This is a genomic window from Companilactobacillus nodensis DSM 19682 = JCM 14932 = NBRC 107160 (assembly GCF_000615905.1).
GTDB classification, from domain to species: Bacteria; Bacillota; Bacilli; order Lactobacillales; family Lactobacillaceae; genus Companilactobacillus; species Companilactobacillus nodensis.
Map to the genome: position 1 here is coordinate 1 of NZ_BAMN01000024.1, position 14,257 is coordinate 14,257.

Consider the following 14,257-nt stretch of genomic DNA (forward strand, 5'->3'; position numbering starts at 1 on the left):
ATATATTATACGTTATAACGGTTGTTAAATTCCACATTACCGTTATGTTACTAATTGTTTTCGGATGAAAATTTGCTTCCAATTAGTTCTGAAAGATGATATAACAGTAGTAAGCACGGAGGACGATACCATGAAGAAACAAAAGAACTTACGTGATGATAAACGCAACGTAAGTTATCTTGCAATCGTGGGGATATTGATAGCATTTTTGCTATTGATCTTTTAGGTATATGACGTGCTATAGTTGGGTAAGATTAGGAAATTATTTTTAAAGTTCTGATTACGGGGAATGTGCGGAAACACATTCCTTTTTATTTTGCCATTTTTTAGTAAATAATATGATATAATTAATTTCCTTTTTGGGAAAAATAAAATATATTGGGGGTTCCAAATGTCTGAAAAACAGTTTATTGAAATAGTGAATGATCGCGAGAATAACTTGAAAAACATCAGTTTGAAGATTCCAAAAAACAAACTGACAGTTTTCACAGGTGTCTCTGGTTCTGGTAAGTCTTCAATCGTGTTTGACACCATCGCTCAAGAAGCTGGTCGTCAATTGAACAGTACTTATAACAGCTTTACTCGCTTATATCTGCCGAAGTACAAACGTCCTGATGCGGATGAGATTCATAATCTTTCGACAGCAATTATTATTGATCAGAAGCCACTGGGTGGTAATGCTCGTTCAACTCTTGGTACGATCAGTGATATCAGTCCATTATTTAGAATTCTGTTTTCAAGGTTTGGCCAACCCAAATATGGTAATGCCAGCAACGCATTCTCCTTCAATGATCCTGAGGGAATGTGTCCGCAATGCGAAGGAATCGGCCGCAGTTATGTGGTAAAGCTGGACGAGGCATTGGATTACAACAAGTCGCTGAACGAAGGTGCTGTGTTGTTACCAGGTTATAGTAATAATTCCTTTTACTTACAGACACTATTGAATTCAGGCTTGTTTGACAACGACAAGCCTGTCAAAGACTTCACTGAGAAAGAAATGGATAACTTATTGAATGGTGAAGCTGCCATTAATGTTAAGTACAAAGGCAGTGATTTCCAGACTAATTATGAAGGAATCGTCAAGAAGTTCTATCGGACTAATATTCAAGAGAACAAGACGATGTCTGATGGTGCACGTAAGAAGATTGAAAAATTTGCTGAAATGTCGACTTGTACTATGTGTCACGGAACTAGATTTAATCAAAAAGTTTTGGATTCTAAAATCAACGGATACAATATTTTTGACCTAACCAACATGCAATTGGATCAGTTGATTACTACACTCGCTGAATTCACAGATGAGCGAATGGAATCGATTATAATTGATTTGAAGGCTCGGATTCAAGACTTGATCAATATTGGTTTGGATTACTTGAACTTAACTCGTGAGACATCATCATTATCTGGTGGTGAGAGTCAGCGTGTTAAGACGGTGAAGTATCTATCGAATAGTTTGACAGATTTGATTTATATTCTGGATGAACCTAGTACTGGTCTGCATCCTAGAGATGTTCATCGCTTGAATAACTTGCTGCTGAAGCTGCGCGATAATGGCAATACCGTTCTGGTCGTTGAGCATGATCCTGATGTTATCAAGATTGCTGACTATATTGTGGATGTTGGGCCACGCGCCGGAATTCATGGTGGTGAGATCAATTTTACTGGTACCTATGAAGAACTTTTGAAATCAGATACATTAACTGGTAAATACTTGAACCACGAATTATCTATGAATGGGCATCCAAGAAAAGCTGGGGAATTTGTGCATAGTAGTAAATCCTCACTTCATAATTTGAAGGATATCCAGCTAAATATTCCTGAAGGACTGTTTTCAGTTATCACAGGAGTTGCTGGATCGGGTAAAAGTACCTTGGTCGAACAAGTCTTTGCACAAGAGAATCCTGGTGCAATAGTGATCGATCAGAGTCCCTTACACGCTAACAGTCGTTCCAACTCCGCAACCTATACCGGAATTATGAATGAGATTCGTAAGTTATTTGCTGCAGCGAATAATGTTGAAGATGGATTGTTTAGTTATAATTCCAAGGGTGCTTGTCCTGAATGTAAGGGAAAAGGTGTGATCGAGCTGAACATGTCATTCATGGATAATTCTGAGATTGAATGTCCAAAGTGTCATGGCGGAAGATTCGATCCTGAGGTGTTGCAATATAAGTTCAAAGATAAGAATATCGTTGAAGTAATGGATATGACGATTGAAGAAGCATTTTCGTTCTTTGATGATAAAAAAATCAGTAATAAATTGAAAAATATTCATAATGTTGGCTTGGATTATCTCTCAATGGGACAAGCACTTAACACCTTGTCCGGTGGTGAAAGCCAACGTTTGAAGATTGCCAAAGAATTGAATAAAAAAGGTAATATCTTCATATTAGATGAACCAACTACGGGCTTACATGTCTCTGATACTGAGAATTTGATTCGGATTATCAATGATATGGTCGATAAAGGTAATACAGTTGTTGTTATTGAACATAACGTTGATGTCATGCGCAGTGCTGATTGGATTATTGATATTGGTCCGGATGGTGGTTCTCGTGGTGGTGAGATTATTTATGAAGGTCCAGTTGCTGGGATACTTGGAGTTGGGGAGTCGGTTACTGCTCAGTATATTTAGATTGTTTTGTGGTTGCCGCTTCCGGTTACGAAATATTTCGTCTGCCGTGTGGACCAGTCCGAGCCAAGGTCTCGAACTTCGACTTTAAGCTTTACTTCGTAAATCTTAAAGTTCGTCCTGTGGTTTTGCCACATTCACGGCTGATGAAATATTTGTAACCTCACGCTGGTGCTTGTTATTGATATTTTCATAATTTTAGAACGGTTGATAATTAATATAAAAATATTTAAATGTACATTTTAATGTTAATTTAAAGAAGAACTCGACTTTATCTAGATAAGGTCGGTTTTTTTTATAATAATAATAATAGGGTATAGTACAATATAGATACAATGGGTAGCTATTGTATAAGTATATACTGTAAGATGTGCTATAATCAATTAGCGTCAAAGTTCTTATTACTCACATTAGGAGGCAGAAATGGGGATTTATATTGGGCTAGGAGATCTTCATGGACAAGTCGGAACACTGGATCGTCTAAAGACTGTACAATCACAATATCCTACGGCAGTTACAGTTTTTATGGGTGATTATATTGACAGTTTTGGTGATAATCATGGTTTTGAATTACTTGAAAAAATACATGATATGCAAGTAACTGATCCAACGCATACTATTGTTTTGATGGGTAACCACGAGCAAGCTGCACTATCGTTCTTTTATGATAGTGACAATGCCTGGCTAAGTTTTGGCGGTGACAGTACATTGGAGGCTGTTACTGATAATTTCGATATTGAGCAGGCACGTTTATCTGTTCTGGACAATCATTTTGATTTACTTGATTGGATGGAGCAAATGCCAATGACTTATACCGCTGGCAAGCTTTGCTTTGTTCACGCTGGATTAGATATGAACTTGGATGATCCTATTAGAGATACTTCTGACTATGACCGATTGTGGTCCAGAGCAAGTTATTGGTATGATCCGCATGAATGGGGAACTTTCGATAAAAATAAATTAAACTTCAGTATTATTACAGGGCATACCGCTAATGGAAAAATAATGGGTAGATATTTCAATGAGGAAAAGCCTGACAAGGAAGAATCTGACCGTAGTCCAATATATGCAATCCAGTATCCAGGAGAGATGCCACGCTATTTGATGGATGGTGGAGTGGGAGAAGGTGACCCTAAGTTACTGGGAAATATTGGCGTGTTTGACAGTGAAACAGGTCTGCTTATTGATGCACTTGAAGATTAAAAAAGACCCAGAATTAATTCTGGGTCTTAAAATGGAATTCGTCAGTTAAGTCTGTGAAAAACATTTTAACTTCCTTTCCTTTTTATGAATAAGCATTGAATAGCTCATTTATTTCGTCATCTGAGTAAGAGTAATTTGATTTGTCGGACAGATTGCATAGAAGCCGCAAATCGCGAACAACTCGGCTCATACGATTTTCAGCTAAACGTCGGAAACGCTCATGATTGATTTGAGGCTTGGATGGTTCTGTGCTGGAATTGGTAAATTCAAAACTGCTTGGCATTTCGTTGTAGCGAGTTGGACCGTTGAAGTATTCGCGTGCGGTTACGCCTAGCTTTTGATATGTGTTAAATAATTCTTCAATGTCATCATTAGTGTAAGTGTACTTAGGCGCACTCAGATTAGCGATTAGATTCATATTTTGAAAAATTCGACTTAGTCGAAGCTCGGATAATCTTCGGAACTTATCGTTTCTAGTTTCCATTATTTACCTCTATTTTTTAAAGATACAAATCAATCGAAATTGGGTGTTATGTCATTTCGTCTTTATAATTTTAACAGATATTATGTGAATGATTAACAACAGTTATAGTTAGATGGTAGTAGAAATTAAATACTAGAATTTGATCATTTCAAATTTATTACCATAATTAGAATAGAAAGAGGAGAAGTATTATGCATAAAGATTTTAAGGATCTAGTTTTTGAGTCTATTCGTGGCTTGAATCTCAGTTTGGATGACAAGCGCATAGTAGCAATGAAATATGCGTCCGTAACAGAACAAGAAAAATTTATTTTTGAACATGCATTAAAATCTTATTCTGGTAGAGTCACTGCCCCGTTCCGTGAAAAATTATATGATCGGTACGTGTATGCGATTAGGGCCAAAGATGATTTTGGAAATTCGATGACTAATTATCTGTTAAACAACGAGAGAGGCTTTTTGGATAAGCATTCCGCATCCTTCTTCTTAAGCGAGTAAAAATATTTTGTATTCATTTAAAAGTAATTAGTCGGAGGTAAAAGTGATTGCCAGCTGTGACAGTGGTGTAGGATGGTGATCTTCCATCTGTACAGCACAGGACGACTTTTGAAATCTACGGTTTATGTAGAGTTCAAAAGCGAGGCTTCAGACCTTGGCTGAAGCCGGTCCCACAGTAGGCATATCACTTTTCACCGTAGACGGAAAAATAGGACCTGACTTTACAAACAAAGTCGGGTCCTATTTGAGTTGAATTACATAAACCAATCACGAAAATGTTCCTTAATAGTCTTCTGTGTTTTCTTAAACACGTTAGAATCGTTCTCATTAATTTCTTCATAAAGACTAGTATTTAGCTTGGTCAAGATATTCGAGAATTGATCCAATTCTTCATCAGATAACACATTCAAAAACTCAGGAACCTTTGAGGATTCCTTATTGGCTATTTCGCGGCCTTTCTTGGTCAATTTAATAACTGTCATTCTTCGATCAGTAGTGGATTTTTCCTTGGTAACTAATTTTTTAGCCACGAGCTTATTTACGAATTCGGCGGTTGATTGAGCAGTTAAATTAAGATTTGTGGCTAATTCTTTTTGAGAGATCCCGTCATTTTGTGACAAGGCTACTAAGATTTTGCCTTGTCCTTGGAACTTAAGACGACGTTCACCTTCATCAGGATTTCTGTGATACATGTTGTCTACAGCGTGACGTACCATACCAAACTCCATGAGTTTGCCGGCGGCGTTCTTTTGTTTTACTAAATTAGGCATAGTTTGTACCTCCAAATATTATTATACTGGTTGATTTGTAAAAAGATAGTCAGGTGGCCTGATAAAATTCTTGCATTATTAATCAGGTACCCTTACAATGTATTTAATCAGGTGACCTGATGAATACTTGTAAGTAACGAGGTAATAAATAATGAAGACAGTTAATGCTATTGAAGTTAATCATTTAACAAAAGAGTTTGGTAACAAAACCGCAGTCGATGATATTTCTTTCGATGTTAAACAAGGTGAAGTGTTCGGATTGCTGGGACCTAATGGTGCCGGTAAGACAACGACTTTACGAATGATAACAACGTTGTTGAAGTCAAGCGGTGGTAGTGTAAAAATCTTTGGTCATGATACTGCTAAAGAAGGTCGATTAGCTAGATCGATGTTCGGATTGACCGGTCAATATGCGTCAGTTGATGAAGATATTTCTGCCAGAGAGAACCTGATGATCTTCGCACGATTGAATGGATTGTCTCGTGCAGCTTCTAAGCAACGTACACAAGAATTATTAACCGAGTTCTCGCTAGTGAATTCAGCCGATAAGTCACTCAAGGATTTTTCAGGTGGGATGCGTCGAAGACTAGATTTAGCTGTTAGTTTAATCACACGTCCAGCTTTGATTTTCTTGGATGAACCAACAACTGGGCTTGATCCAAGAACTCGAACACAGATGTGGGAAACAATTAGAAAATTGGTTGCGCAAGGATCGACCATCGTATTAACAACACAATATTTGGACGAAGCCGATCAATTGGCAGACCGAATTGCGGTGATTGATCACGGTAAATTAGTAAAAATCGGAACTCCAGAAGAACTCAAGAAACAAATTGGTGGTACAAAGTTGAACTTCACCATTGATAAAGCAGCACAAATGACCATAGCCGTGCAGTTGATGACGAAGCAATTAGGAGAATCGATTAATCAGACGGGGCAGCGCTTGAGTGCTGTTCTGAATAATATTAGTCAGTTGGCACCATTATTAGATACACTGCAACGTTCCAAAATTGCAATTAGTGATTTAACAGTTCAGGAACCATCGTTGGATGATGTATTCATGAATTTGACAGTAGGTAAAAACTAAGAAAGAAGATATTAATTATGGAAGTAAAAACAAGTCGTGGAAATTTAATTATGAACACAGCCACAATGGCATATCGTAATCTCTTGAGGACATTTCACAATCCTGACAGATTCATGGATGTAATCATTCAACCAGTTATGTTCATGCTGATGTTTGGCTATTTATTCGGAGGAGCCATCGCCGGTAATGTACAAAATTATTTGCCAACAATCGTTCCTGGAATCTTGATTCAAACAATGTTGTCGGCATCTTCTGGATCGGGTGAACAAATCAGAGAAGATCTGGATTCGGGCGTATTTGATCGCTTCAAGTCATTGCCTATGGCACACATTGCACCGTTAGCTGGTCAATTATTTGCGGATATTTTGCGTTTGGTAATTGCGGCAGTTGTTTCATTAACAACTGGATATCTCATGGGCTGGCGTCCAGCCGCAGGTTTGGGTTGGGTAGTAGTAGTCGGATTATTGGCCGTTTTCACTGGTTGGGCAATTTCTTGGATCTTTGCATTGTTAGGATTATTAGCTAAGAATGCCAGCACCGTTTCAAGTTTTTCATTGATCGTTATGTTAGCTTTGTCATTCTTATCGAATGCTTTTATTCCTATTAATACATTGTCCAAAACTATGAAAGTTATCGCATATATGAATCCCATTACCTATGTCATCACCGCTATTAGACAAATTCTTGCAACAGGTAGCTGGACACATGAAGCTGTGTTGGTATTGATCTTCGGTATCGGAATCGTGGCGGTATTTGCTCCTTTGACTGTTTGGGCTTATAACCGTAATAATTAGGATTAGTTTTGGTTTTCTGCTTCCGGTTATCAAATATTCGTAACCTCTCGCTGGTACTATTCTTATTGTTTATCATAATAAACAAGAACAAAAAGCGCACAATCTCAGCTGATTGTGCGCTTTTTATTCCATAAAGGTATTTAAAATATACCAAAACTATCTTTGACTAAATACTTTGTGAGGACTTACACTTGCATTGAATAAATTGAATATTGTATACAATATTCAATATCCAATTTATAAAATTAAATGGGAGTGATATCATGCATGCTTTAGAAAAAATATTAGCAAAGAATAGTGGCCTTGATTCAGTTAGCGCTGGACAAATAGTTACGGCAGATATTGATTTTGCCGAAATTAATGATCTTTATTTACAAACAGTTTATTCATTTTATGAAATGGGTGGTAAAAAGGTTTGGGATAATACTAAGGCAGCATTCGTATTTGATCATTACGCACCTGCCCTGATGAGAAGAGCGCCCAGAACCATAAAGAGATGCGTGAATTCGCGAAGAAAAATAATTTGAAATATCATTTTGATACAAATTGTGGCGTTTGTCACCAGGTTATGCCGGAAGCTGGATTAGCATATCCAGGAATGATTTTAGTTGCAACTGATAGTCATACGACCACTCACGGTGCATTTGGTGCCTTCGGTACAGGGGTTGGTGCTACAGATATGGCTACAATTCTGTTAACCGGAAAGTTATGGTTCCGTGTTCCTGAAATAATTGAGGTTCGCCTTGACGGTGATGCTCCTGATGGGGTTTATCCAAAGGATGTTGTTTTGAATGTATTAGGAAAACTAAAGGCTGATGGTGCCGTATATAAAGCTATTGATTTTACTGGGAGTTATGTTGATCAATTAGGAGTACCAGGAAGAATGACCATTTGTAATATGGCAGTTGAAATGGGAGCTAAGACAGCATATATGCAACCAAATCAAAAAGTTTTAGATTATGTTTCTGAGAGAGCCGTTAAACCATATGAAATTAAATATACAGATGACGACTTTGAATATGAAGAATCACATTTATTTGATGTATCAAAAATGGAACCAACATTATCATGCCCAAGTAGTGTAGATAATGTTCATAACTTAACTAGTGTTGTTGAAAATCATGACGTTGAAATTGATCAAGGATATATCGGTAGTTGTACTGGTGGAAGATTCGAGGATATTGAGATTGCCGCTAAGATTCTCAAAGATAAACATATTCCAAAGTATAAGAGACTTGATGTTGTACCAGCTTCAGCTGAAGTAATGCAGAAGTGCATTAAGGCTGGTTATATTCAAGACTTAATGAAAGCAGGAGCAACTATTGCGGCTCCAGGATGTGCGGCTTGCTTAGGAATCCATGAAGGTATTTTAGCTTCTGGAGAGGTATGTATCAGTAGTACAAATCGTAACTTCCCTGGTCGTATGGGTTCGGTTGAAGCTGAAATTTATTTGGCTAGTCCTGCGGCAGTAGCATCAAGTATTTTAAATGGAAAGATTACTGATCCACGTAAATATGTCAGTGAAATCAGCGTTGCATACTAAGGAGGAATGATTTTGAAAACACAAATTGAAGGTCAAATAATAGTTCTTGGAAATAATATTGATACTGATCAAATTTATCCGGCACCATATCTTGCATTGACTGATCCAGAAGAAATAGGTAGCCATTGCTTAGAGGGACTAGACAAAAACATTTCAAAAAACTTCCCCAAAGGTGGAATTGTCGTTGCTGGAACCAATTTTGGATGTGGTTCGAGTAGAGAGCATGCTGCTATTACCTTGATTCATATGGGGGCAAGTGCGGTTATCGCCGATTCATTTGCAAGAATTTTTTATCGTAATGCGGTTAATTTATCTTTGACACCTGTTATATGTAAGGGAATAAGTCAGCATGTTAAAAATGGTGAGACTTTAAAAATAGATTTGGAGAAAGGAATTATTTCAGACAAAGATACAGGTGAAGAATTCAAATCAGAAAAAATCACTGGACAACCGTTAAAAATATTAGCTGCCGGTGGTATCAAGAAGTACATGATCAATAAATTAGCTAAAGAAAAAGCCGAGTAAGTCTACAAATTAATAGAATAGGAGGACAGCCTCATGACTTCCTTACAGCATGTAGATTATAAAAAGTTTCTATTGCCTGTTCTTATAGGTTTAGTTATTTGGTTTATGGCTCCACTCAAGCCAGCTGCATTATCTGTTGCCGCTTGGCATATGTTTGCATTATTTGTTGCAGTGATAATTGGATGTATAACTCAGCCATTACCAATTGGTGGTGTGGCAATTGTCGGATTTGTTATTGGTGTTTTGACCGGAACAATTTCTATGGATAATGCAATTGCTGGATTTGGTAACAATAGTATTTGGTTGATTGCGATGGCATTCTTTATTTCTCGAGGATTTATCAAAACGGGATTGGGAAAAAGAATTGCTTTGCATTTTGTAAGTATGTTTGGCAAACAAACGTTGACCTTGGCATATTCTATTATTGGCGTTGACTGATACTTGCACCAGCGACGCCAAGTAATACAGCTAGATCAGGTGGAATTATTTATCCAATAATTCAATCACTTGCGAATGCTTTTGATTCGACACCAAAAAAAGGAACCCAGAGAAAAATAGGTTCCTTTCTAATGTTTGCAGAATTTCACGGTGTTGTGATTACCTCTGCGATGTTTTTAACTGCTATGTCAGGTAATCCCTTGGCACAAGCTTTTGCTAAAGACCAAAATATTTCAATTACTTGGATGAATTGGTTCTTAGCCGCTTTGGTACCGGGTGTGATTTCATTGATCTTGATTCCATTCATTATTTATAAGATGTATCCGCCAGAAATAAAAGAAACACCTAATGCACGTGAATGGGCTGAAACAGAATTAAAAAAAGTTGGTAAAGTTACGTTGCCAGAAAAAGTAATGGCAAGTGTCTTTGTAATATCTTTAGTTCTTTGGATAACGGGTAGTATGACAGGTATCGATGCGACACTTACAGCATTTATCGCTATTTCATTATTATTGTTATCTGGTGTTTTGACTTGGTCAGATATAACTCATGAAAGTGGGGCCTGGAATACATTCTTCTGGTTTTCAATTATGGTAATGATGGCCACGCAATTGAATTCATTAGGCTTTATACCTTGGTTGAGTAAGCAAGTTTCATCATCATTACACGGATTTAATTGGGTAGTAATATTAGTTATTTTAATTTTAGTGTACTTTTATTCTCATTATTTATTTGCCAGTGCCGTAGCACATATCAGTGCTATGTATGCAGCATTACTAGGAGTTGCGATTTCAACTGGTGTTCCACCGTTATTAGCAGCTTTGATGCTTGGATTCTTTGGAAATCTTTTTGGTTCCACAACACATTATTCTATGGGACCAGCTCCAATTTATGCAGGATCAGGGTATATAACTCAATCAGAATGGTGGAGAATGAATTTTGTATTAGGAATTGTCTATCTAGTTATTTGGATCGGAGTAGGTTCAATTTGGATGAAGTTGATTGGAATGTGGTAAATTTAAATCTTATTTGTTATCAAAATTAGCAATTAGATTATTCATACTACGTGTTAAATGCTTTTCCATAATACTGTTTGCCTTATCTGCTTGTTTATTTTGAATAGCGGTTAGTAACGCAATATGTTCATCTAATGATTTTAGATGATGCTCGATAGCTGGATAAATATTATTTGTACTAGATCCATTCCATAATTCTTCGCACAATTGAAATAGTTTTTGATTATCAGCTGCTTTCCAAATTGATCTATGAATATCTTGATTGACCTGTACATAATCTTCAATTGTGGATTCATTAGGATTATTTTTTAATTTTTGTTCGCGTTTTAGTAGATCAGAAACATCCATGTTGTTTTTTATGGCACGTCTAACAGCTTCGCATTCTAAAAGAATTCGAACTTCGAAATGGTCAATTATGAATTTTTTGTCAATCGACTTTACGATTGCACCTTTGTTCATACGTAATGTGATTAATCCCTCAGAGGATAGTTGCTGAAAAGCTTCTCTAACAGGAGTTCTGCTGACACCTAATTGGTTTGAAACTTTGGTGAGGCTTAGTTCTTCGTCGCCACTGTATTCGCCACTTAGAATAGCTTTTCTTAATAATGAAGCAACTCGAGTACTAGTGGGCATTTGTTTTATAGGTTCCATTTGGTTTGTCCTATTCTGTAATATTCTATCAATTAAAAGCTAGCATAGTGGTCTTTTGATGTCAAAGCAACCACTAGTCAATGTAGGACGACTTGCAAGTTATCCTTTTTGATATACTAAGTATACAAATAGACAAACTAGGAGCTACCAATATGAAAAGTTATACGGTCGATGCATTCACAAACGAAATCTTCAAAGGCAATCCAGCAGCAGTATTAGTCATGGATCACTGGCTTCCTGACGAAACACTACAAAATATTGCCATTGAAAATGGAGTTGCTGAAACTGCCTTTACTGTTAAGGAAGGCGATTCATACAAGTTAAGATGGTTCACCCATAAGTGTGAACTGGAACTTTGTGGCCACGCTACTTTGGCGACTGCCTTCATATTAATGAAATACTATGAGCCTGAAATAGATTCAGTAACTTTTCAAACTCTAGGTGGTGAAGTTAAGGTTACTAAAATCGCTGATCGATATGAGTTGGAGTTCCCATCATTTGAACTCAAGCAAGTCGAAGTTACCAAGAAAATGGAGGATAGTATTGGAGCCAAAATTCAAGAAGCCTATCTAGGACGTGACCTACTCTGTGTTGTCGATAGTCCTGAAACTGTGATTAACTTACAACCTGACTTTGACAAAATTGCGGCACTTGATGGTGTATTGTTGAATGTTACAGCAATGGGTAAAGAATATGATTGTGTTTCTCGGACGTTTACCCCCAAACATGGTGTCCTAGAAGATCAGGTTTGTGGAAGTGGGCATTGCCACATTGTCCCATACTGGTCTAAGAGGTTAGGTAAGAAGAACATTACAGCTTTCCAAGCTTCACAACGCACTGGCGTCTTGTATGGTCGTTATGAAGGTGCCAAAACTTATCTTGCTGGTAATGCAGTCTTGTATTCGACTTCAGAAATTAATTTATAATCCAAAAGAGCAGTAAGTATCCAGAAAAATCTGAATACTTACTGCTCTTAATTTTTGAATTTATGACGATATTTCAAGGCAACATTGACTAGACTCAATAGTACAGGAACTTCAACTAGAGGTCCGATGACAGCTGTGAATGCCTCACCGGAGCTAATGCCAAAGACACTTACTGCCACGGCAATGGCAAGTTCAAAATTATTGCTGGCGGCAGTTAGTGATAATGATGTGGCGATAGGATAACTTGTTCCACGGTGATGTGCAATGCCAAAGGATGCGAAGAACATTATTAAGAAGTACAACAGTAATGGCACAGCGATTCTCACAACATCCAATGGTAGCTGAACGACTTTTTCACCTTTGACGGAGAACATAACGATTACGGTAAAGATCAGGGCCCAAAAAGTGATACGATTGATTTTTGGTACGTAGACATTTTCAAACCAATTTTTACCTTTGAAATGTATCAGTGAGTATCTTGAGATTATTCCAGTAAGGAATGGAATTCCTAGGTAGATCATGACACTCTTGGCAATCGAAGCCATGGGAACATTGACCGTATGGGTTTGTAATCCTAGCCATCCAGGTATGATGGTGATAAATAAGTACGCAAAGAATGAATAAAAGACAATTTGGAAGACAGCGTTGAAAGCAACTAATCCGGCGGTATATTCACTATCTCCTTGTGCCAACTCGCTCCAAACTATAACCATGGCGATACATCTTGCCAGGCCAATCATGATCAAACCAGTCATATAAGCAGGATAATTATGCAAGAAAATCACAGCCAAAGTGAACATAACAATCGGACCAACAATCCAGTTTTGAACTAACGAGACAGTCAAAGTTTTCCAATCTTTGAAGACGTGTCCCATTTCTTCATATTTAACTTTGGTCAGCGGCGGATACATCATGAGTATCAAACCGATGGCGATGGGCAGTGATGTGGTGCCAATTGATAGGCTATTGATAACGTTGGCAGTGTTAGGCCAGAAGTAGCCGATCGCTACACCGATAACCATTGCCAGAATTATCCACCAGGTCATATATCGATCGAAGATGGATAGCTTTTTACTAGTTTTCTCCATAATAAATCCCCCTTATAACATATAGATGCTTATCTATCTATTGGGCAAAAAAAACAAATTATTTTTTTTCGTAGTCACAGACACATTCTGAATCACTAGATAATAATTGCTTAGTGTTGTCGAAGAATCCGGCCGCAAATTCTTTATTCAATGAGTAGTGTTTCCATTTGCCTTCGCGATAACTAGTTACGATACCGGCATCTTCCAACACTTTCATGTGGTGGGAGAGAGTTGGTTGAGTAAAGTTGAAGTGATCCAATAAATCACAGGCACACAAGGTTTTATCGGAAACTAATTCAATGATCTTGAGTCTGTTCTCATCAGACAAAGCTTTTAAAGAGTTTACATAATTTTTATAATTCATTTTCCACCTCATATAGATATTCATCTATGTATAATTTTATCATAGCTTAAGTCGGTAATAGAGTCAAAAATACCCCAGGACAATTTGTCTTGGGGTGTTTTTGTTTCCGACTTCGGTTGAAAGTGATGAGCCTGCTGTGGGACCGACTTCAGCCTAAGGGCGGTCTGAAGTCTCGCTTTTAAACTCTGCATAAACCGCAGATTTCAAAAGACGTCCAGTTTTATAAGAACGGTGGACCA

At 37.5% G+C, this 14,257-nt stretch carries 14 protein-coding genes and 1 pseudogene; 10 read left to right on the top strand and 5 right to left on the bottom strand.

Features of this window, described 5'->3' with window-relative positions; all coding sequences use genetic code 11:
* Nucleotides 1-391 precede the first annotated feature (391 nt).
* Together JCM14932_RS11970 and JCM14932_RS11975 are read left to right on the top strand one after the other, a co-directional pair.
* Nucleotides 392-2,635 carry an ATP-binding cassette domain-containing protein gene (locus tag JCM14932_RS11970; RefSeq protein ID WP_025025063.1) on the top strand — a complete coding sequence of 748 codons (2,244 nt, stop codon included), beginning with the start codon at nucleotides 392-394 and terminating at the stop codon, nucleotides 2,633-2,635.
* 420 nt (nucleotides 2,636-3,055) lie between these two features.
* Nucleotides 3,056-3,835, top strand: a complete 780-nt coding sequence (locus JCM14932_RS11975) for a metallophosphoesterase (RefSeq protein ID WP_025025064.1) — start codon at nucleotides 3,056-3,058, stop codon at nucleotides 3,833-3,835.
* An 82-nt stretch (nucleotides 3,836-3,917) separates the two neighbouring features.
* Here JCM14932_RS11975 and JCM14932_RS15535 read toward each other — a convergent pair whose 3' ends face one another.
* Entirely contained in the window at nucleotides 3,918-4,319 is a 402-nt protein-coding gene (locus JCM14932_RS15535) for a hypothetical protein (RefSeq protein WP_081776169.1), read from the bottom strand.
* A gap of 191 nt (nucleotides 4,320-4,510) precedes the next feature.
* On the opposite strand from JCM14932_RS15535, the gene JCM14932_RS11985 reads away from it, so the two are divergent.
* Complete coding sequence (locus JCM14932_RS11985) at nucleotides 4,511-4,816, top strand: hypothetical protein (protein ID WP_025025065.1); 306 nt, start codon at nucleotides 4,511-4,513, stop codon at nucleotides 4,814-4,816.
* Between the two features lie 254 nt (nucleotides 4,817-5,070).
* On the opposite strand, the gene JCM14932_RS11990 is transcribed toward JCM14932_RS11985, so the two are convergent.
* Complete coding sequence (locus tag JCM14932_RS11990) at nucleotides 5,071-5,586, bottom strand: MarR family winged helix-turn-helix transcriptional regulator (protein WP_025025066.1); 516 nt, start codon at nucleotides 5,584-5,586, stop codon at nucleotides 5,071-5,073.
* A gap of 151 nt (nucleotides 5,587-5,737) precedes the next feature.
* Between JCM14932_RS11990 and JCM14932_RS11995 the strand changes: the two genes are divergently transcribed.
* The 6 genes and pseudogenes from JCM14932_RS11995 to JCM14932_RS15545 all read left to right on the top strand — a co-directional run bounded on the left by JCM14932_RS11995 (nucleotide 5,738) and on the right by JCM14932_RS15545 (nucleotide 10,989).
* Complete coding sequence (locus JCM14932_RS11995) at nucleotides 5,738-6,673, top strand: ATP-binding cassette domain-containing protein (protein WP_025025067.1); 936 nt, start codon at nucleotides 5,738-5,740, stop codon at nucleotides 6,671-6,673.
* Between the two features lie 17 nt (nucleotides 6,674-6,690).
* Nucleotides 6,691-7,467 carry an ABC transporter permease gene (locus tag JCM14932_RS12000; RefSeq protein WP_025025068.1) on the top strand — a complete coding sequence of 259 codons (777 nt, stop codon included), beginning with the start codon at nucleotides 6,691-6,693 and terminating at the stop codon, nucleotides 7,465-7,467.
* 263 nt (nucleotides 7,468-7,730) lie between these two features.
* On the top strand, nucleotides 7,731-7,994 hold the full coding sequence (locus JCM14932_RS16810; protein ID WP_202898509.1) for a hypothetical protein: 264 nt from the start codon (nucleotides 7,731-7,733) through the stop codon (nucleotides 7,992-7,994).
* Nucleotides 7,991-9,010, top strand: a complete 1,020-nt coding sequence (locus JCM14932_RS15540) for a 3-isopropylmalate dehydratase large subunit (RefSeq protein ID WP_235700601.1) — start codon at nucleotides 7,991-7,993, stop codon at nucleotides 9,008-9,010. Before JCM14932_RS16810 ends, JCM14932_RS15540 begins: the two co-directional genes overlap by 4 nt.
* Nucleotides 9,011-9,022: 12 nt before the next feature.
* Nucleotides 9,023-9,535, top strand: a complete 513-nt coding sequence (locus tag JCM14932_RS12010) for a LeuD/DmdB family oxidoreductase small subunit (RefSeq protein ID WP_025025069.1) — start codon at nucleotides 9,023-9,025, stop codon at nucleotides 9,533-9,535.
* A 33-nt stretch (nucleotides 9,536-9,568) separates the two neighbouring features.
* Nucleotides 9,569-10,989: pseudogene (locus JCM14932_RS15545) on the top strand (anion permease).
* 9 nt (nucleotides 10,990-10,998) lie between these two features.
* Here JCM14932_RS15545 and JCM14932_RS15550 read toward each other — a convergent pair.
* A complete protein-coding gene (locus JCM14932_RS15550; protein WP_034543379.1) occupies nucleotides 10,999-11,640 on the bottom strand; it encodes a GntR family transcriptional regulator in 642 nt (213 codons plus the stop codon).
* A gap of 152 nt (nucleotides 11,641-11,792) precedes the next feature.
* Between JCM14932_RS15550 and JCM14932_RS12025 the strand changes: the two genes are divergently transcribed.
* Complete coding sequence (locus JCM14932_RS12025) at nucleotides 11,793-12,566, top strand: PhzF family phenazine biosynthesis protein (RefSeq protein WP_025025070.1); 774 nt, start codon at nucleotides 11,793-11,795, stop codon at nucleotides 12,564-12,566.
* 47 nt (nucleotides 12,567-12,613) lie between these two features.
* Here JCM14932_RS12025 and arsB read toward each other — a convergent pair whose 3' ends face one another.
* Nucleotides 12,614-13,654, bottom strand: a complete 1,041-nt coding sequence (gene arsB, locus JCM14932_RS15555) for an ACR3 family arsenite efflux transporter (protein ID WP_034543381.1) — start codon at nucleotides 13,652-13,654, stop codon at nucleotides 12,614-12,616.
* A 58-nt stretch (nucleotides 13,655-13,712) separates the two neighbouring features.
* Nucleotides 13,713-14,018, bottom strand: a complete 306-nt coding sequence (locus JCM14932_RS12035) for an ArsR/SmtB family transcription factor (protein WP_025025071.1) — start codon at nucleotides 14,016-14,018, stop codon at nucleotides 13,713-13,715.
* Nucleotides 14,019-14,257: the final 239 nt, after the last annotated feature.